This is a genomic window from Streptomyces sp. NPDC006296, from assembly GCF_040613235.1.
Lineage (GTDB): Bacteria > Actinomycetota > Actinomycetes > Streptomycetales > Streptomycetaceae > Streptomyces.
The window spans coordinates 45,886-71,054 of record NZ_JBEXRT010000037.1 but is presented as its reverse complement, the minus strand read 5'-3'; the positions used below and the strand labels follow the sequence as shown (position 1 = coordinate 71,054).

The following is a 25,169-nucleotide window of genomic DNA, read 5'->3' as shown; positions in this document are numbered from 1 at the left end:
TACCCGTAACCTCTTACTCTTTCTCCCTCCCCTCCTCTATTCCTATCACCCCCCCGCGATCGCGGTGGGGCTCCGGCACGTCCGGCGGGCGCCCGCCGTGAGCGACCCGGTGCGGGCCGGCCGCGCGGGACAGGCCCACCCGTGAGCCGCCTGCGCCGCGTACCGGCCGTGGGCGGGACCGGCTACCGCGCTCCGTGCCCGGCGGCGACGGCCTCGACGCGTGCCGCGAGCGCGAGGTCCTTCCGGGTGACGGCGCCGCCCGCGTCGTGCGTGTGCACGGCGAGCGCCACCGTGTGGTAGCCCAGCGTCAGGTCCGAGTGGTGGCCCAGCTCCTCCTGGATCTGGGCGACGTGGACGGTCAGTCCCGCCGCGGCGAAGTGTGAGGGCAGCCGGTAGGTGCGGGTGATGCGGTCCCCTTCGAGCCGCCAGCCGGGCAGCTCGCGCAGCCCGGTCTCGACCTCGTCGGCGGACAGCGGTTCGGCGGGCATGCGGCGGCTCCTGGGGCGTGTCGGTGCGGACGGCGCCGCGGAGGGACATCGGTGCAGCTGGACGTTACGGTCCGGGCCCGCCGGCTGTCGCCCCTGACACGGACCGCGGCGCGGAGAGCACCGCACTGCCGCCCCCGCCGCTCACCTCCCCGGGTCCGGCCGCGCCGCTCACTTCCCCGGGACCGCCCCCGCCGCTCACTTCCCCGGGTCCGGCCGCGTCCAGAGGGCGTCGCCCCGCGACAGCACCCCGATCGCCACGGCCGCGCCGGTCAGCACGGCCAGCGCGCACAGCAGCGGCAGCGCCGGGTGCACGTGCAGCGCGGTGACCGCGCCGACGAAGGCACCGGCCAGCATCGCGGCGGCGGACAGCACGCGACGCCCCGCCCGGCTGCCCGGCCCGCGGGCCAGCAGGCTGTCGGCGACGGCTCCGGTGAGCGTGCGGGTGAGCACGGTGGTGGTCAGATCGGGCACGCCCAGCGCCCGTACCGAGGCGTTCTGCACCCCGAGCCCGAGGCCCAGCAGCACGACGAGCGTGAAGCGGGCACCCCCGGTGTACGGGCCGCCCGAGAGCAGCGTGACGACCAGGGCCGCGGTGACGAAGGCCGACTGGACGAGCAGGGCGTGCAGCAGCCGGCGGCCCCGGTGCGCCCTGCCCAGGTGCATCGTGATGCCGCCGGCCAGCGCTCCGGCGGCGAACGAGACGAGCGCCACCGTCGAGGCCGCCGTCGAGAAGCCGGGCGCGCCCGCGAGGGCGAAGCCCATGATGACGACGTTGCCCGTCATGTTGGCGACGAAGACGTGCCCGAGGAGCAGGAAGCTGAACGCGTCGACCAGTCCGCTGACCACGGTCAGGGCCAGCAGCACCGGCGGCAGCGGCCCGTGCGGGCCGTCCATGTCGGGCACCAGCGTGTCCCGGGCCTCACGCAGCACGACGTGCATGGGCGGCACGCTCCGATCACTCGTCGGTCCGGATTCTGCCGCACCGCGCCGCCGATGCCGCCGGTACGCGCCGGGCGGGACCGTATCGTCCCCGCCCGGCGCGCCCGTGTCCCCGCGTCAGACGCGCGCCCCGTGGTCGGCGGCGTCGCGGCGGGTCCGTCCGGCGCCGCGCCCCGGGCCCCGTCCACGCACCGGTGGCGGGGCCTTGCTGCTCCGCTCCAGCAGGAGCGCCCCCGGCACCGCGGTCAGCACCGAGGAGTACGTACCGACGCAGATGCCGATGAGCAGGGCGAGGGCGAAGTCCGCGAGCGAGTCCCCGCCCAGCACGGCGAGGGCCACCAGGATGAACAGCGCGCCCATCCCCGTGTTGACGGTGCGCGGGACGGTCTGCAGGACCGCCCGGTCGGCGATGCGGGCGAGCGGTGTGCCCCGGTTCAGGGCCCACAGCTCCCGCACCCGGTCGAAGACCACCACGGAGTCGTTGACGGAGTAGCCGATGACGGTGAGCAGCGCGGCCAGGAAGATCCCGTCGACGGGCCGTCCGAGCCAGGCGAAGGCGCCGACGAGGATGACGACGTCGTGCACCAGGGCCCCGACGGAGGCCACCGCGAACGTCCAGCGGAACCGGACCGCGAGATAGGCGAGTTGCACGAGCACCGCCACGGCCAGGGCGATGAGGGCGTTGCGCCGCAGTTCGTCGCCGAGACTGGGGCCGATCAGTTCGTCGCGCACCTTGTCCGTCGCACCGCCCTCCTCGGCCAGCGCTGCTCGCAGGGCGTGCTCCCCGTCGTTGTCCAGCTGCCCCGTGCGGACGGAGAGGTCGCGCTCGCCCGCGGTGGTGACCTCGGCGTCGGCGAACCCGGCGGCGGCGATCGCGTCCCGGGCGGTCTCGACGTCGACGGGGCGGCTCGTCGCGTACTCCACGAGCCGTCCGCCGGTGAACTCCACCCCCAGGTCGACTCCGCGCACGAGGATGCCGGTCACGGCGACGAGGACGAGCACGGCGGATGCCGTCAGCCACCGTCGCGGCGACCGGAACAGCCGGGGTGCCCGTTCGGTCAGCCAGGTCCGGACACGGCCGGGCCGTGCGATGCCGTTGACACCCGCGTAGTCGTTGACGAACCGCGATCCCGTCGCGATCTCGGTGAGCGCGCGGGCGACGACGAGCGCGGAGAACATCGAGACCAGGACGCCGATGGCGAGCGTGACGCCGAAGCCCTTGACCGGCCCCGAGCCGAGGAGGAAGAGGAGCGCCGCGGCGATCAGCGTGGTGATGTTGGAGTCGGCGACGGCGCTCCGGGCGTTGCGGAACCCGGCGGTCAGTGCGGTGCGCAGGGAGCCGCCCCGCCGGTCCGCGTACTCCTCCCGGGCCCGCTCGAAGACCAGGACGTTGGCGTCGACCGCCATGCCGACGGCGAGGACGAAGCCGGCGAGGCCCGGCAGGGTCAGGGTCACGCCCAGGGCGACGAGGGCCGCGTAGGAGATGACACCGTAGGCGGCCAGCGCGAGCGCGGCGAGCCCGCCGAAGAGCCGGTACGCGACGGTGATGAAGAGCGCGGTGGCGGCGGCGCCGATGAGCGCCGCCCGGGCGCTGGCGTCGATGGCGGCGGCACCGAGGGTCGGACCGACGGTCCGCTGTTCGACGATCTCGACGGGGACGGGGAGCGCGCCGCCCTTGATGAGCAGGGCCAGGTCCTGCGCCTCCTCGGCGCCGAACGAGCCGGTGATCCGGGTGGATCCGGAGGGCAGTCCGGTCCCGCAGGCGATCGACGGATCGACCTGGGGGGAGGAGATGACCTTCCCGTCGAGGACGATCGCGACACGACGCCGTGCGTCACCTGCGGGGTGGCAGGCGGCGTCACCGGTGAGCCGGCTCCACTCCCGGCCCGCGTCCTCGCGGAAGTCCAGCGAGACCGTCCAGCCCGCGCCCTGCTGGGCGTCGAAGTCGGCGGTGGCGTCCTCGACCCCGGCGCCGGAGAGCCGCTCCGGGCCGAGCGCGAGGAGGCCGCCCTGCTCGTCGGGCAGCGTCGCTCCCCCGTCCCCGGTCACGTCCCCGTCCTCGGAACGGGCGTCCTCGGAACCGGGAGCCGCCGAGCCGGGGTCCCCGGAGCCGGGGCCGCTGACCGCGTGGAAGCCGAGCTGGGCGGTCCTGCCGATGACGTCGGCGGCCTGTCCCGGGTCCTGGACGTCGGGCAGTTCGACGATGATGCGGTCCTCGCCCGAGCGGGTCAGGGCCGGCTCGGCGACGCCGAGGGAGTCGATGCGCTGCCGCAGCACCTCCAGGGTCCGGTCGGTGCTCTCCCGGTCGGCCGTGGCGGTGGCGGAGTCCATGGTCTGCAGCACCATCCGGGTGCCGCCCTGGAGATCCAGGCCGAGTCTGGGTGACATGGTCAGCGTGATGAGCACGGAGGCGAGCAGAACGGCGGCAGCCAGAACCGCCCGCACCGTGGTGGCGCGAGTCATGGGTGTCCCCTTGGGTGGGCGTCGTCCGCCCGTGCCTCAGCGGGGAGGGCGGGACGACAGGTCTGTGGAACAGGACCGGTGGACGGCCGGCTGACCGGCCGTCACCCCCGGGGGACCCCGTACACCGGGCAGCGCCGTCCCGGGCCGCACGGGAAAGGCCGGACCCGCGCCCGGGCCGCCCGGTGCGACGACGCGGGACGGCGGAAGGCCCTGCGGACACGGCGGCAGGGCACCGTGCCCGGGCGGAGGAAGGTGCGGTGGGCGGTGCGGCCGGTCGGCGCCCGCACGCGGCCCGGGCAACCAACCGCTCTCCGCCCACGGAGCAGCTCCATCGGGCCGCACGGCGGGGCCGACGGGGTGGGGTGCGGGGTCGGTGACGGAGCCTGCGAGACCGGTGGAGTGGGGTGCGGGGCCGGTGACAGAGCCTGCGGGACCGGTGGAGTGGGGTGCGGGGCCGGTGACGGAGCCTGCGGGGCCGGTGGAGTGGGGTGCGGGTCCCGTGACGTGCGGTGCAGGGCCCTTGGCTCGTCCTGCGGAACCGGTGGCCTGCGCTGTGGAGATCGTGGCCTGCGGTGCGGAACGCGTGGCCTGCGGCGCGGAGCCCCCGGTCCGTCGCACGGAACCGGCAGCAGGAGCCACGGAACCCATGGCATGCGGTGCGGCCGATACCGGCCCCCGGTGCGCGTGTACCGCCGTCGCCGGGCCACCACCGAGCAGGGTCAGGACGGCCAGGAGCAGCACGACAAGGCCGTGCCGCACCTGATACGGCGATGCCGGGCGCCGTGGCACCCGGTGGGGAGGCAGCCGGTGGGAAGGCAGCCGGTACGGCGACCCACGGTGCTGCGCGGCACGGGCGGATCGTGTGTCGTCCGGCGGGGTGCGGTGCAGCGGGCTGCCATGCGGCGGGCTGTCGTCCCCGGGTCCGCTCGGCGGGATGTCGCGTCCAGGTCCGCTCGGCGGCACGTCATGCGGCAGTCGGCCGTGGGCCCGTCCGAACGACGGGGCGTCATGCGGCGGCGTGTCATACGGCAGCCTGCGGCACTGCGGCACGCCGGCCGTCCCCGTGTCGCCCTGTGGTGCGTCGCGCGGCGGGGCGTCGTCCCGCGCCGCGTCGTCCCGCGCCGCGTCGTCGTGCGGTGCGTCGTCGTGCGGTGCGTCGTCGTGCGGTGCGTCGTGCGGCCCCTGCGGGGACGCGTTGCCCCGGGGTGCCCCCGGGCGGGGGCTCACCGCTGCCGGACCGGGCGGACGGAGACCGCGCCCCGGGCGGCGCTGCCGGTGACGGCGTCCACGTACAGCGCGGCGCCGCGCACCACGGCGGTGGACGGGTCCGGGGCGATGCGCACCGGCCCGCCGAGGCGGCTCGTGATCCGGTCGGTGACATCACGCCTGTGCGCTCCGCCGCCGGTGAGCAGCGGACCGCGGCGCAGCGCTCCGCGTACCGCTCCGTGCCGGTCCTGACGCCACATGGACGTGATCATATCGACGACGTCACGGCCGACTTCGGCGGCCACCGCGCGGGGTTCGAGATCGCTGAGGCCCGCCTCCCGCTGACGGGCGTCGACGACCGCGCCGTCGACGAGCAGGGCGGCTTCGGTCAGTTCGGCGCCCAGGTCGACGACGAGCACCGGACCGCCCACCGGACCCCCGGCGCACGCAGCCGCGGCACCGGCGCTGTTGAGGAGCACCGTGCGGGACGCACCCACGGACGCGAGGATCTCCCCTGCGAGGGCGCGGTGTTCGCGTCCCGCCAGGACCGGATGGCTGAGCACGAGGACGCCTTCCCGGTCGTCGCCCAGCGCGGAGTCGGCGAGACGCCCGAGAAGCCGGGCGCAGGTCTCCGCGTCGACGATGCGCCCGCGCCGGACCGGCCGCGGAACACCGCCCTCCGTGCCGGCTGGTCCGCCGGTGACCAGTCCTAGCCCCGGGACCCAGGCACGGGTCCCGGAGCTTCCGAGGTCGACCGCCAGGCCCTTGACGGGACCAGGACGGGCCGCGGCGCCCGCGGTGCTCTGCCCCTGCTGCCGCCGGAGGACCGGCCGGCCGCGCCGCCGCCCGTCACGCGAAGCACACATCGGCCCTCACCCTCAGGAATGCCGTCCCAGCCACCCACAACGACCCACAGGCCCATGACCCACGGCCCACCGATAGCGAGGTCGTATCGATCCCTCACTATGCGATACAAGGCGGGAAAAGGCCACTCCCTTGGCAATTCAAGGTCGAGCACCGCAGCGCGGCCTCACGCCGTGACGCTCACCTCCTCGGCGGCGGGTGCCTCCGCCGCCGAGAGCGCCACGGCTGACGCCTCGTCGGCCGACGCCTCCAGCGGTCCCGCAGCCGGCGACTCGCCGGCCGCCGCCTCGACGGCAGCGGCATCGGCGCCATCGGCCTCGGCGTCATCGGCCTGCGCGGTCGGCGTCTCCGCGGCGAGGAAGGCGGCGATCATTGCGGCGAACTCCTCGGGCGCGGCGATCCGGATGCCCAGGTCCTCGGCCTTGGTCCGCTTGGATCCCGCCTTCTCCCCGGCGACCAGCAGGGTCGTGCGCTTGGAGACGCTGGAGGAGGACTTCCCCCCGGCGCGCTCGATCAGCTCGTTCATCTGGTTGCGCGAGAGCTGCTCCAGGGCTCCGGTCATGGCTCCGGTCACCACGACCGTCATGCCGGCGAGCGGCAGGTCCGCCGCTGCGGTGTCCCCGGCGTCGCCCTCCTGCGCGGCACCGGGTTCCGGGGGCGGGGTCGCGCCGGGCTCCGTCATGTTGACCCCGGCGGCGACCAGCTTGGCGATCAGCGGCGCGAGCTCCGCCAGCTCCCTGACGACCGCCGCGGCCTTCTCCGTGCCGATGCCGTCGACCTGCTGGAGCGCCTCCGCGTCAGCGGCGGCGATCCGGTCCATCGAGGCGAAGTGGCGGGCGATCCGGCGGGACATGGAGCGGCCCGTGCCCCGGACGCCGAGGGCGCAGAACACGCGGGACAGCGGACGGGCCGCGGCCGCCTCGATGGCCGCCAGCAGGTTGTCGGTGGAGGTCTCCCCCATCCGGTCCAGGGAGAGGAGCTGGTCCCGCTCCAGCGTGAAGAGGTCGGCGAAGTCCCGGACGAGGCCCGCGTCGACGAGCTGCACGACGCGGGTGGCGCCGAGTCCCTCGATGTCGAGCTGGTCCCGCCCGGCCGCGTAGGAGACGGAGGCGACCAGACGGCAGTCGCGGCCCCGGGTGCAGCGCCAGCGCTGCTCGCTGGTGTCGATCTCCGAGCCGCACCGGGGACAGGCCTCGGGGAACTCGATCGGCTGCTCCTCGCCCGTGCGCAGATGGGCCACGGGCGCCTCGATGCGGGGGATGATGTCGCCCGCCTTGTAGACCATCACGTGGTCACCGAGGCGCAGGTCCCGGCGCGTGATGTCGGCCGGGTTGTGCAGCGTGGCGTAGCTGACGGTGGAGCCGTCGATCTCGACGGGCTCCAGCACGGCGCGCGGCGCGATGATGCCGGTCCTGCCGACGTTCCACTCGACGCCCAGCAGCCGGGTGACCTTCTCCACGGCCGGGAGCTTGTAGGCGATGGCCCAGCGCGGCGCCCGGGTGCCGGAGCCCGCGTCGCGCTGGTCGGCCGCCAGGTCCGCCTTGATCACGATGCCGTCGATCCCGAAGGGCAGCGAGGCGCGCAGCGCGGCGATGTCCTCCACCCCGGCCTGCACCTCCTCGACGGTGGTCACGGTGCGCGGGGCGACCGCGGTGTCCGCCGCCGTGTGCACGCCGATCTCCGCGACGTACGCCAGGACCTCGCTGTGCGGGAGGCCGGCCAGGGTGTCCGCCGGCGCGCCGGAACCGGGCAGGGCGAGCGCCGCGTAGGCGAAGAAGGTCATCTCCACGCGGTAGGGGCGGTCCTTGGCCCGCAGGGTGCCGGCCGCGCCGTTGCGCGGATTGGCGAAGGGCGCGGCGCCGTGCTCCGTGCGGACCGTGTTCGCCGTCTCGAACTGCTCCTCGGTCATGAGGATCTCGCCGCGTATCTCCAGCGTGGCGGGCGCGTCGAGCCGCTCGGGCAGACCGAGCACCGTGCCGATCGCGTGGGAGACGTCCTCGCCCGCCGTCCCGTCGCCCCGGGTGATGAGCTGTTCGAGCCGGCCCTGCCGGTAGCGCGCCGCGACGGCCAGGCCGTCGAGCTTGGGCTCCACGCTCCAGGCCGCCACGGGCCTGCCGATCCGCCGCTCCACGGACGCGGTCCAGGTGACGAACTGCTCGGCGGAGAAGACGTTGTCGAGCGAGAGCATGGGCACGGTGTGCGGCACGTCGCCCGAGGCCGCACCGCCCGCGACCTTGCCCGTCGGCGAGGCGTCCAGCACCTCCTGCGGGTGCTCCTCCTCGTAGGCCGCGATGGCGCGCGTCAGCCGGTCGTAGGCGTCGTCGTCGAGCGTGCTCTCGCCGGTGGCGTAGTACGCGGCGGCGGCACGTCCCGCCTGGTCCACCGCGGCTGCGTAGGCGGCGGTGTCGGTGAGCGGTCCGGCTGAGTTCGTCGTCATGGGCACCATCCTGCCGCCCGCCACTGACAACGCCCCCGGTCGCCGGGCGGAGCCCCCGCGCGCGGGGCGTCCCGCCGCGGTCGGGCCGTGCCCACGGCCCCGCCGGACCGCCCGTCCGGCCTCAGCCGTCCGGGTCCTCGCGCCGCCTCCGCGGTGCGCGGGGAGGGCCCCTGACGTGCCGGAACCCTTCACCCGCGGGTCGGACCAGCCGGTATAAAGACTCCATGACTGCCGATGTCCCGCCGCCCGTGCGGCCCGCCACCCTGGAGGACGTGGCTGCGGTGGCGGGTGTCTCCCGGGCGACCGTGTCCCGTGTGATCAACGGTGCGACCACGGTGGACCCGGCCCTGCGCCGGGTCGTGGAGGCGGCGGTGGCCACCACGGGCTACGTCCCGAACCGTGCCGCGCGCTCCCTGGTGACCCGGCGGACGGACTCGATCGCCCTGGTGGTCTCGGAACGCGAACGGCGTCCCGTCGCCGAGCCGTTCATCGGCCGGATGTTCTCCGACCCGCACTTCGGGCGGGTGGTCGGCGGCCTGATGGACGTGCTGCGCCCGGCGGGGATCCAGATGGTGCTGATGCTCTCCGACGACGAACCGTCCCGCGACCAGCTGCTGTCGTACCTGCGCCAGGGGCACGTCGACGGCGTGGTGCTGATCTCCTCGCACGCCGACGACCCGCTGCCGGGGCTGCTCCACGACACCCGGCTGCCCGCCGTGCTGGCCGGCCGGCCCCTCAGGTCCTCGCCGCTCACCTACGTCGAGGCGGACCAGCGGGCCGGGGCGCAGCTGGCGGCCGACCACCTCGCGGCGCTGGGGCGCCGGCGGGTCGGAACGATCGCGGGACCGCAGGACATGCCGGCCGGGCAGGTGCGTCTGACGGGTTTCCTGGACGCACTGGCGCGGCACGGCATCACGGACGTGGTGACCGCCGAGGGGGACTTCACCCACTCCGGCGGGGCGGCGGCGATGCGGCACCTGCTCCGCGAACGGCCCGGTCTGGACGCGGTGTTCATCGCCTCGGACCTGATGGCGCTGGGCGCACTCCCGGTCCTGCTGCGGGCGGGCAGGGACGTGCCCGGCGACGTGGCGGTGGTGGGCTTCGACGACAGCAACGCGGCGGTGGCGTGCGATCCGCCGCTCACGACCGTGCGTCAGCCGGTGGAGGAGATGGCGGCCGAGATGGCGCGGCTCCTCCTGAGACAGATCGCCCGCCCGGCGGAGGGGCCCGCACCGTCCGTGGTGTTCCCTCCGACGCTGGTGCGGCGCGCGAGCGCCTGAGCCGCGGCCCGGTGGCCCCCGGCCCCGTCAGCTCCGCGTGCCGGGAACGGCGTCGCCGGGGTCCTGGACGGGCGGGAGGGGACGCAGCGCACGCACCGGCCCCTCGCCGAGGCGGCCCGCCGGGTCTCCCTGGTCCGTTCCGTGGGAGGGCAGCGGGGCACCGCCCTGGTCCGCTGCCTCGCCGCGCGCCGCCGCGCCTTCCCCGGCCGGACCGGCGGGCCCGCCGGGCGAACCGGCGCCGGCCTGGCCGTCCGGGAGCGGTACGTCCACCCGCTCCAGCCCCGTGAAGCCCTCCTGCCGCAGCGGCACCTGGGGGCCGGAGAGCTCCCTCAGCCAGCGCGCCAGCACCCGGTGCACCGCCTCCGCCCCGACCGGCCCGGCGGCGGGCACGCCCGCCGCGGTGTCCGGGGAGGCGTTCCGGGGGGCGTCGGCGGCGACCGCGTCGAGCGGGTCCGTCAGCGTCCGCGGCCAGAGCAGGAACGGCCGCGACTGCTCGCCGCCCAGCCCGCCGTGCGAACCGATCTGCTCCTCGAAGGCGTGGACCCCGCCGGATGCGGCGTCGTACATCGAATTGACCATCACATCCGCGACGTGCGGGAATCCGTCGGTCCGGCGCACCGCGTCCGCCGCGCCGGGGCCGAAGGCGGCGATCGGCCCCTCCCCGTCCGTCAGCTCCGCCAGCGGGACCTCGGCCCCGTCGCGCCCGAGCACCACCGATCCGTGCCGCAGGCTCCGCACGAGCAGGAAACCGATCCCCGGATGGGCGGCGAGCGTGCCGAGCAGCGCGGGATAGCGGCGGTCGAGCTGCTCGCGCGAGGCCCGGCCCTCGATGTCCGGGAAGGACAGCAGCCCGAGGTTCCCGGAGGCGAGGACGACCGGATCGGAGGAGCTGGCGGGGTGCTGCGCCTCCTGCTCCCCGGCGACGGGCCGGTGCAGCGCGATACGCACGGCGTCGCGGGCCTCCGAGGCGCTGCGGGTGCGTTGGGCCCGGCGCGGCACGGGCAGCCCGCAGCCGGCCCGTACGAGGTCCTTGAGGGTGAGTCCGTACCGCCCCGCGAAGGTCTCCCCCGGGCTCTGGCCGTGGTCCGACAGCAGCACGATCCGGTAGTCGCGCGGGGCGTGGTCGGTGATCTTGAGGATGAGGCCCAGTGAGCGGTCGAGCCGGGACAGGACCTTCTCCGCGTCCCTGCTGTGCGGCCCGGAGTGGTGGGCCACCTCGTCGTAGGCGACCAGGTCGGCGTAGACCGCGGTGCGTCCGGCGAACATGTCGCCGATCACGGCGGCGACCACCACATCGCGTTCGACGACGGTCGCGAACGCCCGGATGAAGGGGTAGAGCCCGCCGCGCTTGACCCGGGGGGTCTCCTTCCGCAGCCGGGCCCGGACGGACTGGCCGATCTCCCGGACCACCTCGGCGGCGAAGGACAGGGCGGTGCGGACGGCGTTGGCGGGGTCGGAGAAGTAGGCGAAGTAGCCGGCCCGCGAGCTGCGCCCCTTGCCGCGCCTGGCGGCCATCGAGAGGACCAGAGCCAGCTCCTCCGCGCCACCGCTGAAGAGGTTGCCCCGGCTCGCGCCGTCGACGGTGAGCAGGCCGCCGTCGTGGGTGCGCGCTATGGCTCTGCGCTGCAGTTCGAGGGCGCTCGCCGGTCTGCTGGAGACCATCACGGTGCCGGTCTCCTTCTCGAACCAGCGGAAGGCCGGCACGTCGAAGTTGCTGCCGTGCAGGATGCCGAGCTGGCTGGCACCGGTCTGGCTGGACCAGTCGGTGGTCCACGGGGTGAGCCGGTGGCCCGCCTCGTCGGCGAGGAGGCCGGCCACCGTCGGCATGATCCCGTCCGCCGCAGCCCGCCGGAGCACCTCGTGGCCGACACCGTCGAGCTGGACGAACACGATCCCGGGCGGGCCGCCGCGCCGTCCGTCCGGGTCCAGCGGCACACCGCTCCGTCTGCGGCGCCGGTCGGCGAGACGGGAGAGCCTGCGCCGGTAGGCGTCGTCGTCACGGACCGCGAGGGCGGTGGAGGTCGCGGAGGCGACGGCGGACATGACGGCCGCCACGACGACCGCCGTCTCCGGGTTGGCGTCGCCGCGCCCGTCGGGGATGAGCCGCAGGGCGATCAGCAGCAGGGAGCCGTTGAGGAAGAAGACCAGGGCGCCCAGCACCAGCGCCGGGACGGTGAGCAGCGCCCTGACGAGCACGGGCCACACCAGGGCGGAGAGCAGCCCGAACGCGCCGGCACCCCAGGCCGCGGTGAAGGCGGTCCTGGTGACCGTGTCGCCGTCGTCGGCCTGGAGCCGGAAGTCCGGCAGGATCCCGGCCAGCGCCAGCATGGTGAGGGTGGAGACGGCCCACACCGCAACCACGCGTACGAGGGTTCCCCCCGCCTTGCGCCATCGCCGGTCACTCACGCCGCTCCACCTCACGTCCGGGCCCGGTGTGCGTCACGGGCCCGCGCCAAGCTTTTCACAGCACGCTCGTGGTCCGGCGGAGCCCCGGCCCGCCCACGGGGGCTCAGCAGCCGTCGTACCCGGCGGTCGGCATGGAGAGCCTGCGGTGGACTCCGGCCTTGCCACGTGCGGTGTAGGCCGGTTCGTCGAGTCCGGCGAACTCGACGCGCACACCGCGGCGGCCGCACTCCCGCTCGAACTCCGGCACCGAGGCGAGCGCACGGGCCAGCACCCGGGGGTTGGGGGCCACGAACAGGTCGACCTGTCCGCTGTCGACGTCCGCCCAGAGGGCGTGGTGATCGGGGCGCAGCCCGTGGACACGGAGCTGGCGGGTGACGACGTATCCCCGGCCCGCGGCCCAGCGGGCGCACATGGCCTGCTGGCTGCGCGTGTCGACGAGGAACGGGTCGCCGTCGAGCTCCTCCAGCGGTGTCAGACTGGCGATGGCCGCCACCCGTACCTCCGCGCCGCCTTCGCCCATGAACCGGTCTCCCCGCACTCGGATGTCCCCCGGTCAGCCTACCCGTGCGGTAGCCCTCCGTAGCCACTCGCTTCCTTTTCGCGTCCGGCGTGCGGGAGCACTCCGGCGTGCGAGGGGCGCGGACCGCCTACCCTCGTACGCGTACGGCGGGGTGTCGCGGGCACGCACGGGACGCACGCACCGGAGGGACGAGAGCACAGGACGGCGAGGAGGCGGGGCGGTGGAGGTCACCTGGTGGGGTCATGCCACCTGCACGATCGAGGACTCCGGGGTCCGGGTGCTGACCGACCCGCTGTTCGCGCGCCGCTTCGCGCATCTGCGCCGCCGGCGGGGCGAGGTCCCGCCGCCCCGGGCGGCGGTCGCCGACGCCGTCCTGATCTCCCACCTGCACTCCGACCACCTGCATCTGCCCTCCCTGGCCCGCCTCGCCCCCGGCAGCCTGCTGATCGTGCCCCGCGGCGCGGTCGGGGCCGTCCCGGGCCTGCGTCTGCTGCGCCGGGCGCGGGGGCTGCGGATCGCCGAGGTGGCCGCCAGGGACGTGGTGCGGGTCGGCGAGGTCCGGGTCCGCGCGGTCCCGGCGCTCCACGACGGGCGCCGGCTGCCGGTCGGCCCGCAGCGGGTGCCCGCTCTGGGGTACGTCGTCGAGGGCGAGGCCCGTACCTACTTCGCCGGGGACACCGGGCTGTTCGACACCATGGCCGAGGCGGTCGGGCCGGTGGACGTGGCGCTGCTCCCGGTCGGCGGCTGGGGGCCGAACCTGGGCCACCACCACCTGGACGCGACCCGCGCGGCCCAGGTGCTGGCCCTGCTGGAGCCGCGGTCCGCGGTGCCCGTGCACTACGGCACGTACTGGCCGATCGGGATGGACGGGATCCGGCCGCACGAGTTCCACGCGCCGGGCGACGAGTTCGTGCGGCAGGCGTCCCGGGTAGCACCGGGGGTGGCGGTGCACCGGCTGGGGCACGGCGAGCATGTGAGGCCGGAGGCCCGTAGGTGATCGACGAAGTACTGCGGCAGGTCCCGGCCGAGTCGACGCAGCAGGCCGTCGCCTACCCGTCGTTGTTCCTGCTGGTGGCGTTGGGGTCGCTGGTGCCGGTGGTGCCGACGGGTGCGCTGGTGAGTACGGCGGCCGTCGTGACGCTGCACCAGAGCTCGCCGTTCGCCCTGCTGATCGTCTTCGCCGTGGCGTCGGCCGCGGCGTTCCTCGGGGACCTGGGCCTGTACTGGCTGGGGCGGCGCGGGGTCAGCTCGGAGCACGGTTCGAAGTGGCTGGAGGCGCTGACGAGCCGGGCGGCGCCGGAGCGGCTGGCGCAGGCGCAGCGGAAGCTGGAGGAGCAGAGCGGGACCGTGCTGGTCCTGTCCCGGCTGGTGCCGGCCGGGCGCATCCCGGTCATGCTGGCCTGTCTGCTCGCCCGGATGCCGCTGCGGCGGTTCGCCCGCGGCGACGTGCCGGCCTGTCTGGCCTGGGCGGCGACGTACCAGCTGATCGGGATACTCGGCGGCTCGCTGTTCCCGGAGCCGTGGGAGGGCGTGGCCGCGGCGATCGCGCTGACGGTGCTGATCAGCGGCACCCCCGCGCTGTGGCGCCGGCTGAGGGCCCGCACGGCGGGCTGAGGGGCCGGCCGACGGGGCGCGTCAGCCCGTCAGGACGCGCGAGCCGCCGACCGGCAGGTCCCAGAGGTCGCCCCGCGGGTACCCGGCCTGCTGCCAGGCGGTGCGGAGCCGGTTCAGCGGTTCGAGCACCGGTTCGGCGGAGAGCAGGAAGGTCGCCCAGTGCATCGGCGCCATCGCCCGGGCGCCGAGGTCGGTGTAGGCCTGCACGGCCTCCTCCGGATCGGTGTGCACGTCGGAGAGCCACCAGCGCGGTTCGTACGCGCCGATGGGCAGCATGGCCAGGTCCAGACCGGGGTAGCGGCGGCCGATCTCCTTGAACCAGTGGCCGTAGCCGGTGTCCCCGGCGAAGTAGAGCCGGTGCCCGCCGCCGTCGTCGATCACCCAGCCGCCCCACAGGGACCGGCAGGTGTCCAGGAGGGTGCGCTTGGACCAGTGGTGGGAGGGCACGAAGTCGAACCGGACGCCGCCCAGCTCCACCGACTCCCACCAGTCGAGTTCGGTGACACAGGTGAAGCGCCGCCGGCGGCACCAGCGGCCGAGCCCGGCGGGCACCAGCAGCGGGGTGTCCCTCGGCAGCCTGCGCAGTGTGGGCGCGTCCAGGTGGTCGTAGTGGTTGTGGCTGATCAGGACCGCGTCGACGGGAGGCAGTTCCTCCCAGCGGACGCCCGCCGGGGTGATCCGGGCCGGAGTGCCCAGGATGCGCCGTGACCAGACCGGGTCGGTGAGGACGGTGAGCCCGCCGGCCCGGACCACCCAGCTGGCGTGCCCGGCCCAGGTGACGGCCAGGGTGTCCGGGCCCGCCGCGGGCAGCGGCTGGGGGGCGTACGGCAGCCGGTGGACGCCCCGCAGGCCCTCGGCGTCGGGGCGCATGGCACGCTCCCGCGCCAGCCGGGTCATGCCCCTGACGCCCGGGAGCGGAGCGGTCAGCCGGTCCGCGAAACTGCGGGGCCAGGTCCGGAGCTCGCCGAGACGGCGCGGAGCGGCGACGGGAGGGCGGACGGGCGCGGGGCCGGCGCCGGTGAGCGGGCGCTCGGTCTGTTCCGTCATCGAGAGGCTCCTGTCATCGGAGTTCGTCGAGGGCTGCTGCGAGCATGCTCAGCTCCCGGGCGACGTGCGGCAATTCCAGGGGCTCCAGCGCGGTGAGGGACTCCTGCTGCTCCTCCGGGGTCGCACCGAGCAGCGGTCCGGTGCTCAGCCGCACCCGCAGCGCCACCGGGTCGTCCCCGAACCGGTGCCCGCCGGGGGCGGGGGCGCCGATACGTTTCGTCAGGTAGTCCTCCAGCTCCATGGAGTCCGTGACGCCGCGTGCGGCGAGCCGGGGGCGCAGCGGACCGAGGTCGGCGTAGAGATGGCGGCCGGCCTGCGGCGGCCGGGCGAGCGCGCCCGCGGTGAGCACCGCGCGGTGTGCGGCGGACGCCACCCGGGCCTGGAGACGGGCCGCCTGCCGGATCCTCTCCCGGACGGCGTCGGGTTCGTCCAGGGCGTGGGCGGCGGCCCTGGCCACCGGCTCCGCGACGAGGGCGCCGAGCGCGGTGAGGACGTCGAGGACCTGGGCGCGGCGCGCGGCGGCCCGTGCGGTGGCCGGGAAGCGTGCGACGGCGACCGGCCAGGCGGACGGGGTGAGCGCTCCGGCGAGGTCGGACAGGACGGTGACGTCGTCGGGGCACATCTCGGCCGGGCTGAGCAGGACGGTGTCGTGCGGCCGGTGGACGGTGTCGCGCCAGGTCTCGTCGCTGACCACGTGCAGCCCCTCGGAGACCGCGGCCTCACAGGCCTCGCGGACGAGTTCGGGCGGGGCGAGGGTCGCCGTCGGGTCGTCGGCCACGGAGATCAGGAGCAGCCGGGGCCTGCCTCCCTCGGCGCGCACCCTGCGCACGGTCTCCAGCAGGGCGTACGGGTCGGGGACCCCGCCGCACTCGGCGGGCGTCGGCACCTGGTAGGCGGGCCGGCCCAGCAGCCGTGCCTGCGGCATCCAGGTGGCGGGGCACGGCCGGGGCATGAGGACGTCGCCCCCGTGCGCGGCGATCAGGGCGAGCAGCAGCGGCTGGATCCCCGGGGCGGCGGCGATGTCCCCGGGCCCGCCGTGCAGGCCGCGGCGCTCCCAGTAGCCGCGGGCCGCCTCGCGCAGGAGCGTCCCGCCGCCGGGCGGCTCCGGCCGCGTCCGGCCGGCGGACGCGGCCAGTACGGCGGCGAGCCCGGGCAGCACGGGAAGGCCGGGGTCGGGGGCGGGCGGCCCGTACCGGACGGGGCCGTGGTCCTCCCCCGGGCGGGGCGGCTCCCGCTCGCTCCAGTGCATCCCGGGACCTCCCTCCGCCTGCGTCGCCTTCAGGCCCCTTTATACGGAGATTCCGGGGGGTCCGCCCCCGGACCGGCGCCGGAGGTGGCGGAGGTCTGCGCTCCGGTACCGCGCAGGCGTGCGGGGCCTCAGGGCCGGTGCACTCCGGTCCCACGCAGGTGCTCAGGGGTCCCCGGGTCCGGCGCACACCGGTACCGCGCAGGCGCCCGGGGGTCCCCGGGTCCGGTGCACTCCGTCACCGGGTCCGCGCGGGTGCCCGGGGGTCCCCGGCTCCGTTCAGCCGGCGAACGGCGTCCCCGGCAGCCCCTGGCCCAGGTCCGGGAGCACGAGCAGGGAGCCGGACAGCGGGTGGGGTGCGGCCAGGCCGGTCCGGGCGGTGGAGACGTAGAGGTCGCGGAGCCCGGATCCGCCGAACGCGCACGCGGTGGGCCGCCGGACCGGCAGGTCCACGACCAGGTCGGGCCGCCCGTCGGGGGTGAGGCGCCGGACCGCGGCACCGTCCCAGAAGGCGACCCAGACGCAGCCCTCGGCGTCCACGGTCAGTCCGTCGGGCCATCCGGGGACCTGCCCGAGGTCGGCGAAGGGGCGCCTGTTCAGGACCCGCTCCCCGTCCACGTCGAAGACGTCGACACGCCGGGTGGGGGTGTCGACGTAGTACATGAGCCGGCCGTCCGGGCTCCAGCCGGTGCCGTTGCTGACCGTCACCGCGTCGAGGACGGTGCGCACCGTGCCGTCCGGGGCGATCCGGGAGAGGGTGCCGCCGCCCTCCGCCTCGTCGTAGCGCATCGTGCCGGCCCAGAGGGCGCCGTCCGGTGCCACGGCGGCGTCGTTGCCGCGCCGGCCGGGGACGGGGTCACGGGCCAGCCAGGAGAAGGCCCCGTCGGCGCCGTACAGGCCGGTGCCGTCCCGCAGCGTGACCACGAGGCCGCCGCCCTCGCGCGGTTTCGCCGCGCCGACGTGCTGGCCGGTGGCCATGACCGTGCGACGGCCGGTCGCCGGGTCGTAGGTGTGCACACGGGCGGAGAGGATGTCGACCCAGATCAGCCGCCCGGCGGCCGGATCCCAGGTGGGCCCCTCCCCCAGCTCGGCCGCCTCGCGCACCGCCACCTCGGGGAACGCCCTCACATCTGCCCCCGGTGGTGTCCGAGCCGGCCGGACAGGGCGTCCGCGCCGCCCGCCGCGAGCTGCGCCAGCTCCGCCTCGCGCTCCTCGCTCCAGCGGATCATCGGCACGGAGATGGACAGCGCGGCGACGACCCGCCCCGACCGGTCCCGCACCGGGGCGGCCACACAGCTCACGTCCGGGTTCGACTCGCGGTGCTCCACCGCGATGCCGCGCCTGCGGACGACCGCGAGCGCGGCCCGCAGCTCCGCGGCGTCGGTGAGGCTGTTGTCGGTCATGGCGACGAGCTCGCGTCCGTCCAGGCGGGCGTCGAGCTCCGCCTCCGGGAGTGCGGCGAGCAGCAGCTTGCCGACCGACGTGCAGTGGGCGGGCAGCTTCCGGCCCGCGGCGGAGACCATCCGCACGGCGTGTGTGGAGTCCACCTTGGCGATGTAGATCACCTCGGTGTCCTCCAGGATCGCCACGTGGACCGTCTCGCCGCAGGTCTCGGCGACCTCACGGGCCACCTGCTGGCCCTCGGCCGCGAGGTCGAGCTGTTCGGCGTAGCGGCTGCCGAGCTGGTAGGTGCGCACCCCCAGCCGGTAGCGGCCCGGCTGCCCGGGGACCGTGACCAGGTAGGACCGGGCGGCGAGCGTGGTGAGCAGTTCGTGGACCGTGGTCCGCGGCAGTTGGAGCTTGCGGGTGACCTCGGGGGCGGAGAGGGTTCCCTCTCCCTGGAGGAAGAGTTCGAGAACATCCAGCGCCCTGGTCACCGCAGGGACGAGTCGCCCCATGATCGCCCACCCATCTCGTTCGACACTCCGGTCAATGGCCGGAATCACGAACGCAGGCTAACGGGCCGGAACTCGTCCGGGCAACGCCCCGGCCCGGAGCGGGCGGCACTCGGTCCGGGACGGGCGGAGCACCGGCGGGGAGTGAGCGGCGCCGCGACCCGGAGGGGCGGCGGTCCGGGCCGCCGGGCACGCCCCGGGCGGCGGCCGGCGGATCTCACACCGCGGGCCGCCTGGTTCATCGCGCGGTCGCAGGGTATTCGCTCTCCCATGTCCCCCTTGAGCAGCCTTTCCTCCCCGGGCTACTGGCGCGCCCGGTTCCAGCAGCGCGATGTCGCCGCCTTCCAGGGCGTGGCCGAAAGACACTGGCCCGGCGCCGATGCCGTGCTGCCCCGGCTGAGCCGCAGCGCCAATCACGGGCTGCTGTGGTTCGGGGCGGCCGCGGGCATGGCGGCGCTGGGCTCCAGTGCGCGTTCACGCAGGGCGGCCCTGCGCGGGGTCGCCTCGCTGGCGGTCGCCTCGGCCGCGATCAACACCGTGGGCAAGCAGGCGGTGCGCAGGGAGCGCCCGATACTGGACATGGTCCCGGTCATGCGGCAGCTCAAGCGGCAGCCATTCACCACCTCCTTCCCGTCGGGGCACGCGGCGTCGGCCGCGGCCTTCGCGACGGGGGTCGCGCTGGAGTCGAAGGGCTGGGGCGCGGTCGTCGCGCCGGTGGCGGCGGCCGTGGCGGCCTCCCGTGTCTACACCGGGGTCCACTATCCGAGCGATGTGGTGGCCGGAGCGGTGCTCGGCGTCGGCGCGGCGTTCGCCCTGCGGGGTGTCGTCCCCACCCGTGGACAGCTGCCCGCACCGGGCCGGCCGCCGGCCGCGGCCCCGGCCCTGCTCGCCGGCAAGGACCTGGTGGTCGTCGTCAACCGCGAGTCCGGTTCCGCGACCAACGCGGCGGCCCTGATCCGCGACGCGCTGCCGCTCGCGGAGACGGTGGAGTGCGCGCCCGCCGACCTGCGCGGATGCCTGGAGGACGCGGCCGAACGGGGCGAGGCGCTCGGGGTCTGCGGAGGCGACGGAACGGTCAACATGGCGGCGGCCGTCGCGGCGGAGCACCGGGTGCCGCTGGCCGTGTTCCCCGGCGGGACACTGAACCACTTCGCCTACGACCTCGGCATCGAGACCGTCCACGACACCGTGACGGCCCTCACCGCGGGCGACGCGGTCCGGGTCGACCTGGGCCGCTTCCGGCCGGGGCCGCAGGGCCCGGAGGGAGCGCCCGGCTACTTCCTCAACGCCTTCAGCCTGGGTGTCTATCCGGAGCTGGTGCGGACGCGGGAGCACTGGGCACCCAGGATCGGCGGCTGGCCCGCGGGCGTGCTCGCGGCGTTCGAGGCGCTGCGCGGCGCGCACCCGCTGACCGCCGAACTCCAGGGGAAGCGGCGCCCGCTGTGGCTGCTCTTCGTGGGCAACGGGCTCTTCCAGCGGGTGGGACCGGCTCCGGGCCGCCGCCACAACCTGGCGGACGGTCTGCTGGACGTGCGCGTGGTGCACGGCGGGCGGACCCCCGGCGTCCGGCTGCTCGCCGCGGCCGTCGCCGGGCCGCTGACCCGGTCCCCCGTCCACGCCGCGGTGCGGCGCCGCCGGGTCAGGCTCGCGGGGCTCGCACCGGGCACCCCGTACGCCTTCGACGGCGAAGTGGCCCGTTCCGGGACGGAGCTGCTGATCGACAAGCTGCCCGAGGGCCTGACGGTGTACTGCCCGATGCCCGTCTAGTCGACCGAATGACGAGACGCCTGTCTCAGATTGCGACATCCCGGCGTACCGTCGGCGTCATCGCCCGCGACTCAGGTCCGAGAGGGGACGCCGGTCATGCCGAAGGAAACAGCCGTCTACACACATGGTCACCACGAGTCGGTGCTGCGCTCGCACCGGTGGCGGACCGCCGCCAACTCGGCGGCGTACCTGATCCCGGAGCTGCGTCCGGGGCGGACGGTGCTGGACGTGGGCTGCGGCCCGGGCACCATCACGGCGGACCTCGCCGCGCTGGTGGCGCCCGGGCGGGTCACCGCGGTGGACGCGAGCGGCGACGTGCTGGAGCGCGCGGCCCGGGCCGCCGCGGAACGCGGTGCGGACAACGTCGAGTTCGCCATCGCCGACGTGCACGACCTGGACTTCCCGGACGACTCCTTCGACGTGGTGCACGCCCACCAGGTGCTCCAGCACGTGGGTGATCCGGTGCGGGCCCTGCGCGAGATGCGCCGGGTCTGCCGGCCGGGCGGTGTCGTCGCGGCCCGGGACAGCGACTACGGGGCCATGAGCTGGTACCCGGAGGTGCCCGGGATGCCGGAGTGGCAGGACCTGTACCGCCGGGTGGCGCGCGCCAACGGCGGGGAGCCGGACGCCGGACGCCGGCTGCTGTCCTGGGCCCGGCAGGCCGGGTTCACCGACATCGCCCCGACCGCGGCGGCCTGGTGCTTCGCCACCCCGGAGAACCGTGCCTGGTGGAGCTCCCTGTGGGCGGACCGCACGACCGCGTCGGTGTACGCGGAGCTGGCCGTGCAGGGCGGTCACGCGAGCCCCGCGGAGCTCGCCGCGGTCGCGGACGCCTGGCGGGCGTGGGGCGAGGAGCCCGACGGATGGTTCATGGTGCCCCACGGCGAGGTGCTCTGCCGGGCGTGATCCGGTGGCGGGCACGGGGAACGGATCACATCGGAACGGGTCGGCAACTACCCTCGTGGGCATGGAGATCCTGGGAACCACGCTGCGCATCTGTGTCGACGACCTGGAGGCCTCGGTGGCCTTCTACGAGGGCCTGACCGGCACTCCGGCACTGCGCTTCGAGCGCGGCGGGGTCTCGGTGGCCGCGATCGGCTGCTTCCTGCTGATGAGCGGCCCGGAGGCCGAGATCGAGGTGCTGCGCAAGGTGTCGGCGACCATCGCCGTCAAGGACGTCGACGAGGCGCACGCCGCGCTCACCAGGGCGGGCGGGAAGGTCGTCGCGGGCCCGCTGCCCACCCCCGCGGGCCGCAACCTGATCGCCCTCCACCCGGACGGCTCGGTCTTCGAGTACGTCGACCGGAACGCGTCCGCCTGACCCTGCGGGCGAGCGGCGCCGCGCGGCCCCGGCACCGTGCCCGTCCCACGGGGACCGGAGAGCGGACCCGGCACCGTGCCGGTCCCACGGAGTCCGGCGGCCGGCCCTGGCACCGTGCCCGTGCCCGTGCCCGTGCCACGGAGTCCGGAGACCGGCGCGTGGCCCGGCCGCCGGGCGGCGCCGCTCTCCCCGGACGGTCCTCGGCCCCTCGCCCCCCGTCCGGCGAGGGCACCGGGGGGACGAGGGCGGGCGGTCCGTCGTCAGCCGCGGGTCCTCGCGACGCACTCGGTCACGACGGTGCGCAGACTGTCCGAGTCCGCGAGCAGGTCCCGCTGGATCCGGGCGCCCGTCCCCCGGGTCAGCACGTTCCGGATCCCCGTCTCGGCAGGCCCGAGGTCGCCGCTGTCCTCCAGCGCGTCACGGACGTGGTCGAGCAGGGCGCGCACGACGTCGGCGGCCGGCTCGGGACCTCCGGTGAGCGGATGGATCAGCCGCTCCTGCGTACCCGAGCGCGCCGCCTGCCAGTCGGCCATGCGCAGCACGCCCACCGGGACCGGGTCCGGCGGGTCGCCGGCCCGCCAGGCGCGTGCCGCCGTCTCCACCAGGCCGCGGGCGAGGGTGGCGAGCAGCACGGTGTCGGCGGGATCGAGGCAGACGTCGGCCACCCGGAACTCGACCGTCGGGTACCGGTGCGAGAGCCGCGCGTCGAAGTAGATCATTCCCCTGTCCCGCAGGACCCCCGTGGCGACGAGCGCACGGACCTGCTCGTGGTAGCGGTCCGCGGATCCGAACAGCTCGACCGGGCCGGCCGAGGGCCAGCGGCCCCAGACCCGGCTCCGGTAGCTGCCGTACGAGGTGTCCTGGCCCTGCCAGAAGGGGGAGTTCGCGCTGAGGGCCAGCAGGACCGGCATCCACGGCCGGATCCGGTCGAGGACGGCGACGCCCTCCTCGTCGGACTCCACCGACACATGGACGTGGCAGCCGCAGGTCAGCTGCTCCTGTGCGGTCAGACCGAAACGCCGTGCCAGCCAGCGGTACCGTTCGTCCTCGCCGATGGAGGGGCTGACCGGCAGCGGCGAGGTGGCGAGGGCCGCCACCGCGGCACCCGCCTCGGCCGCGCTGCGGGCCGCCTCGGCGCGCCAGCGATGGATCTCCTGCGCCAGGTCCGCCATCGCACCGCACGGTTCGGTGGAGAACTCCACCTGCTGATCGTGCAGTTCGGACTCGAACACGGAGTCCCCCGCGGCCCTGCGCTCCGCGAGGGCCAACACCGCCGTCGACAGTCTGCGGGGATCACCGCTCCCCGCGTCCACGAGCAGGAGCTCTTCCTCGACTCCGACCGTCCGCACGTCCATGTCCTCTCCGCCGTTCGCCGTCCCGCGTCGTGGCCCGGGGGCCCGACGAGACGCGCGTACCCCCGGCGGCGGCTTTCAGACCGCAGCGCCGCGGCCGGACGGCGAGCGGCTCCGCCGTCACCGCGTGGAGCGCCTGCGCAGCAGGTAGGCGCCGCAGAGCACGCCGGCCAGGAAGACCCCCAGGAGCGCGGCCCAGAGCGGCATCGTGACCTTGGGGATGATCACGCGGATGGTGACCTCGGCGGTGTTCACGCAGATGAAGACGATCGTGAGCACCGCCAGGAGGGTGACGGCGATGCGGCCGGGACTGAAGGCTCCCGCGTTCCCGCGGGGTACGTCCTTGGGGCTCATGGGCGGCCCTTTCGCTGGTTCCTGGGGTCCGGGACCGGGTGCGGCGGTCCCGGACCCCAGGATGACTCCGTCACCGGCCCGGGGAGCGGTGGAACAGGGCCGTACGGGTGACGGTCAGCCGACCACCGGGAGCTCCAGGACACCGGTGTCCTGCGGAGCGCTGACCACGGTGACCGGCTTGACGCCGCGGTTCCCGAAGTACGCCGTGTCGCTCCCGGCGATCACGAACTCCAGCCGGTGCCCGGTCTCGTACCGGTGGACGATGCCGGGCAGCTCGACGGTGAAGGGGCGGGTGACGTCGGGGACGCGCACCGGGGCGACCAGCCGGTTCACCAGGGTCCGGGTCCCGTCGGGTGCCACGTCGTAGACCTTCGCGAACAGGACGAGCTTGTCCGCGGCGTCGCCGCTGCCCTGGACCCGTTCGGCCGCCGGGGAGACGACCTTCAGGGTGGCCCTCGGCGCGCCGACCACGTCCATCGGCGCGGTCAGCGGCGCGCTCCTCCAGCCCAGGTAGGTGCCCTTGGTGTCGTACGGTGCCGGGTCGGACAGGCCGATGAGTCCGGCGAGGGAGCTCTCGGAGTGGCTGGTGGGCAGCAGCCAGTTGCTGTACCGGCGGCTGCCGCGGGTCACCTCGTCGCGACCGGGGACCAGGGAGCCGTCGCCGGAGAGGTACAGGGTGCGGGAGGCGGCGGGTACGGAGTCCGCGGTGCCGTAGCCGCTCGTCCAGTCCCGGTGGTAGGCGAACTCGGGCCCGGTGGAGGTGTCCTCGTCGTGGTGGAGGTAGCGGTCGAACCAGTCGAGGATGCGCTGTCCGACGTAGCTGCCCTCCAGGTCGCCCGTGGAGAGGTCGAGCTCGCCGGGCACCTGGCCCCCGCTGTGGCCCCACGCCTGCCAGATCATCTTCGCCGTGGTGCCCTGGTCCTTGAGGGCGCGGTAGGTGGCGGTGGCCTCGTTGAGGTTGAACAGGCTGTCGGCGCGCCCCTGCACGAGCAGCGTCGGGGCGGTGACGCCGGAGAGGTAGGAGGCGGGCGAGACGCTCCGCGCGTACGTCAGCATCTCCCGGGTCGCGGCGGCCGGATAGCGGCCGGAGTTCAGGAGGCGGATGGTGTCGCAGGCCCGCTCGGCGAAGTGCAGGCAGCGGAGGCTGCCGAAGCGGGACGGGTCCAGGCTCGGGACCAGCAGGGGCTGTCCCTCGCCCATCAGGTAGAAGCCGTTGGTCCACTGCCACTTGAAGACACCGGGCGTGTCGGAGGAGACGCCCCGGACGGCTCCGGCGGCGTTGGGGGCCAGCGAGTAGGCCAGGTCGTTCCAGGTGATCAGCGGGACGAGCGCGTCGACGCGGTGGTCGGTGGAGGCGGTCGCCAGCTGGATCGCCCCGCCGTAGGACCCGCCGATCATCCCGACGACCGGGTCGCCCGGTGCGTCCGTGGTGACGAAGTCGGCCCGGGTGCCGTCGTCGGCGGCGCGGGTGCCGGCCAGGAAGTCGACGAGACCCGAGGCCGCCACGGCGTCGGCCGCCGGGTCGTCGAGGGTGATCAGACAACCGGACTTGCCGAATCCCAGGCCCGAGTAGACGAGGCCGACATAGCCGCGTTCGGCGAAGGCCCTGCCGATGACGTCGGTGGAGCCGTCCGACTTGCTGCCCCCGAAGCCGTTGGTGGCGAGGACGGCCGGGGCCGGGTGCCGCGCGTCGACCCCGGCCGGGCGGTAGAGGTCGGCGTCCACCGTGCAGGACCGGTCGCCGGCCCGCACGGTGAACTCCAGCGCGGTGACGCTGTACCGGTCGGCAGCGGACGCCGGGGGGACACCGGTCAGAGCGAGCGGGGCGAGGAGCGCCGCCCCCGCGAGCAAGGTGAGCGGACGGCGGAATCTGGGCACGGCACGCGACACATGGACCTCCACACCGAGGGCACCTTACCGACCGGTAAGTACCGGGCCCGGCCCATGCTGTGACACGGCCCACACCTCTG

At 75.1% G+C, this 25,169-nt stretch carries 20 protein-coding genes; 6 read left to right on the top strand and 14 right to left on the bottom strand.

The features are described from left to right. Positions 1–182: 182 nt before the first annotated feature. From ABZ172_RS23505 to ligA, 5 genes are all read right to left on the bottom strand, one after another. Positions 183–488: a 4a-hydroxytetrahydrobiopterin dehydratase gene (locus ABZ172_RS23505; protein ID WP_356886073.1), complete on the bottom strand. Its 306-nt coding sequence runs from the start codon at positions 486–488 to the stop codon at positions 183–185. Between the two features lie 195 nt (positions 489–683). After that, entirely contained in the window at positions 684–1,427 is a 744-nt protein-coding gene (locus ABZ172_RS23500; RefSeq protein WP_356886071.1) for a YoaK family protein, read from the bottom strand. A 117-nt stretch (positions 1,428–1,544) separates the two neighbouring features. Then, positions 1,545–3,890 carry a protein translocase subunit SecD gene (secD, locus tag ABZ172_RS23495; RefSeq protein WP_356886069.1) on the bottom strand — a complete coding sequence of 782 codons (2,346 nt, stop codon included), beginning with the start codon at positions 3,888–3,890 and terminating at the stop codon, positions 1,545–1,547. A gap of 1,223 nt (positions 3,891–5,113) precedes the next feature. Next, positions 5,114–5,962, bottom strand: coding sequence for a rod shape-determining protein (locus ABZ172_RS23490; protein WP_356886067.1), 849 nt, complete (start codon positions 5,960–5,962; stop codon positions 5,114–5,116). A gap of 164 nt (positions 5,963–6,126) precedes the next feature. Next, positions 6,127–8,397, bottom strand: coding sequence for an NAD-dependent DNA ligase LigA (gene ligA, locus ABZ172_RS23485; protein ID WP_356886065.1), 2,271 nt, complete (start codon positions 8,395–8,397; stop codon positions 6,127–6,129). A gap of 224 nt (positions 8,398–8,621) precedes the next feature. On the opposite strand from ligA, the gene ABZ172_RS23480 reads away from it, so the two are divergent. Next, positions 8,622–9,677, top strand: coding sequence for a LacI family DNA-binding transcriptional regulator (locus tag ABZ172_RS23480; RefSeq protein ID WP_356886063.1), 1,056 nt, complete (start codon positions 8,622–8,624; stop codon positions 9,675–9,677). A gap of 27 nt (positions 9,678–9,704) precedes the next feature. On the opposite strand, the gene ABZ172_RS23475 is transcribed toward ABZ172_RS23480, so the two are convergent. Both ABZ172_RS23475 and ABZ172_RS23470 read right to left on the bottom strand, forming a co-directional pair. Continuing rightward, positions 9,705–12,083: a phage holin family protein gene (locus ABZ172_RS23475; protein ID WP_356886061.1), complete on the bottom strand. Its 2,379-nt coding sequence runs from the start codon at positions 12,081–12,083 to the stop codon at positions 9,705–9,707. Between the two features lie 103 nt (positions 12,084–12,186). After that, positions 12,187–12,603 (bottom strand): hypothetical protein, encoded by a 417-nt coding sequence (locus tag ABZ172_RS23470; RefSeq protein ID WP_356886059.1) that lies wholly within the window; start codon positions 12,601–12,603, stop codon positions 12,187–12,189. 220 nt (positions 12,604–12,823) lie between these two features. Between ABZ172_RS23470 and ABZ172_RS23465 the strand changes: the two genes are divergently transcribed. Both ABZ172_RS23465 and ABZ172_RS23460 read left to right on the top strand, forming a co-directional pair. Beyond that, complete coding sequence (locus ABZ172_RS23465; RefSeq protein WP_356886057.1) at positions 12,824–13,600, top strand: MBL fold metallo-hydrolase; 777 nt, start codon at positions 12,824–12,826, stop codon at positions 13,598–13,600. Beyond that, positions 13,597–14,217, top strand: coding sequence for a VTT domain-containing protein (locus ABZ172_RS23460; RefSeq protein WP_356886055.1), 621 nt, complete (start codon positions 13,597–13,599; stop codon positions 14,215–14,217). The genes ABZ172_RS23465 and ABZ172_RS23460 overlap by 4 nt, the downstream gene beginning before the upstream one ends. A gap of 21 nt (positions 14,218–14,238) precedes the next feature. Here the strand turns inward: ABZ172_RS23460 and ABZ172_RS23455 are convergent, their stop codons facing one another. The 4 genes from ABZ172_RS23455 to ABZ172_RS23440 form a co-directional block, all read right to left on the bottom strand. Further along, on the bottom strand, positions 14,239–15,264 hold the full coding sequence (locus tag ABZ172_RS23455) for an MBL fold metallo-hydrolase (protein ID WP_356886053.1): 1,026 nt from the start codon (positions 15,262–15,264) through the stop codon (positions 14,239–14,241). Between the two features lie 13 nt (positions 15,265–15,277). Beyond that, positions 15,278–16,513, bottom strand: a complete 1,236-nt coding sequence (locus tag ABZ172_RS23450; RefSeq protein ID WP_356886051.1) for an aminotransferase class I/II-fold pyridoxal phosphate-dependent enzyme — start codon at positions 16,511–16,513, stop codon at positions 15,278–15,280. Between the two features lie 276 nt (positions 16,514–16,789). After that, positions 16,790–17,638, bottom strand: a complete 849-nt coding sequence (locus ABZ172_RS23445) for an SMP-30/gluconolactonase/LRE family protein (protein ID WP_356886049.1) — start codon at positions 17,636–17,638, stop codon at positions 16,790–16,792. Beyond that, positions 17,635–18,408: an IclR family transcriptional regulator gene (locus ABZ172_RS23440; RefSeq protein WP_356886047.1), complete on the bottom strand. Its 774-nt coding sequence runs from the start codon at positions 18,406–18,408 to the stop codon at positions 17,635–17,637. Before ABZ172_RS23440 ends, ABZ172_RS23445 begins: the two co-directional genes overlap by 4 nt. Before the next feature lie 267 nt (positions 18,409–18,675). Between ABZ172_RS23440 and ABZ172_RS23435 the strand changes: the two genes are divergently transcribed. The 3 genes from ABZ172_RS23435 to ABZ172_RS23425 all read left to right on the top strand — a co-directional run bounded on the left by ABZ172_RS23435 (position 18,676) and on the right by ABZ172_RS23425 (position 21,493). Further along, positions 18,676–20,172: a phosphatase PAP2 family protein gene (locus ABZ172_RS23435; RefSeq protein WP_356886045.1), complete on the top strand. Its 1,497-nt coding sequence runs from the start codon at positions 18,676–18,678 to the stop codon at positions 20,170–20,172. Positions 20,173–20,268: 96 nt separating this feature from the next. Next, on the top strand, positions 20,269–21,078 hold the full coding sequence (locus ABZ172_RS23430) for a methyltransferase domain-containing protein (RefSeq protein ID WP_356886043.1): 810 nt from the start codon (positions 20,269–20,271) through the stop codon (positions 21,076–21,078). 61 nt (positions 21,079–21,139) lie between these two features. After that, entirely contained in the window at positions 21,140–21,493 is a 354-nt protein-coding gene (locus tag ABZ172_RS23425) for a VOC family protein (protein ID WP_356886041.1), read from the top strand. Between the two features lie 260 nt (positions 21,494–21,753). Here ABZ172_RS23425 and ABZ172_RS23420 read toward each other — a convergent pair whose 3' ends face one another. The 3 genes from ABZ172_RS23420 to ABZ172_RS23410 form a co-directional block, all read right to left on the bottom strand. Continuing rightward, complete coding sequence (locus tag ABZ172_RS23420) at positions 21,754–22,848, bottom strand: glutamate--cysteine ligase (protein WP_356886039.1); 1,095 nt, start codon at positions 22,846–22,848, stop codon at positions 21,754–21,756. Between the two features lie 117 nt (positions 22,849–22,965). Then, the gene (locus ABZ172_RS23415; protein ID WP_356886037.1) at positions 22,966–23,199 is read right to left on the bottom strand and encodes a LapA family protein; all 234 of its coding nucleotides are present in this window, start codon (positions 23,197–23,199) and stop codon (positions 22,966–22,968) included. A gap of 114 nt (positions 23,200–23,313) precedes the next feature. Beyond that, entirely contained in the window at positions 23,314–25,101 is a 1,788-nt protein-coding gene (locus ABZ172_RS23410; protein ID WP_356886035.1) for a CocE/NonD family hydrolase, read from the bottom strand. Positions 25,102–25,169 lie beyond the last annotated feature (68 nt).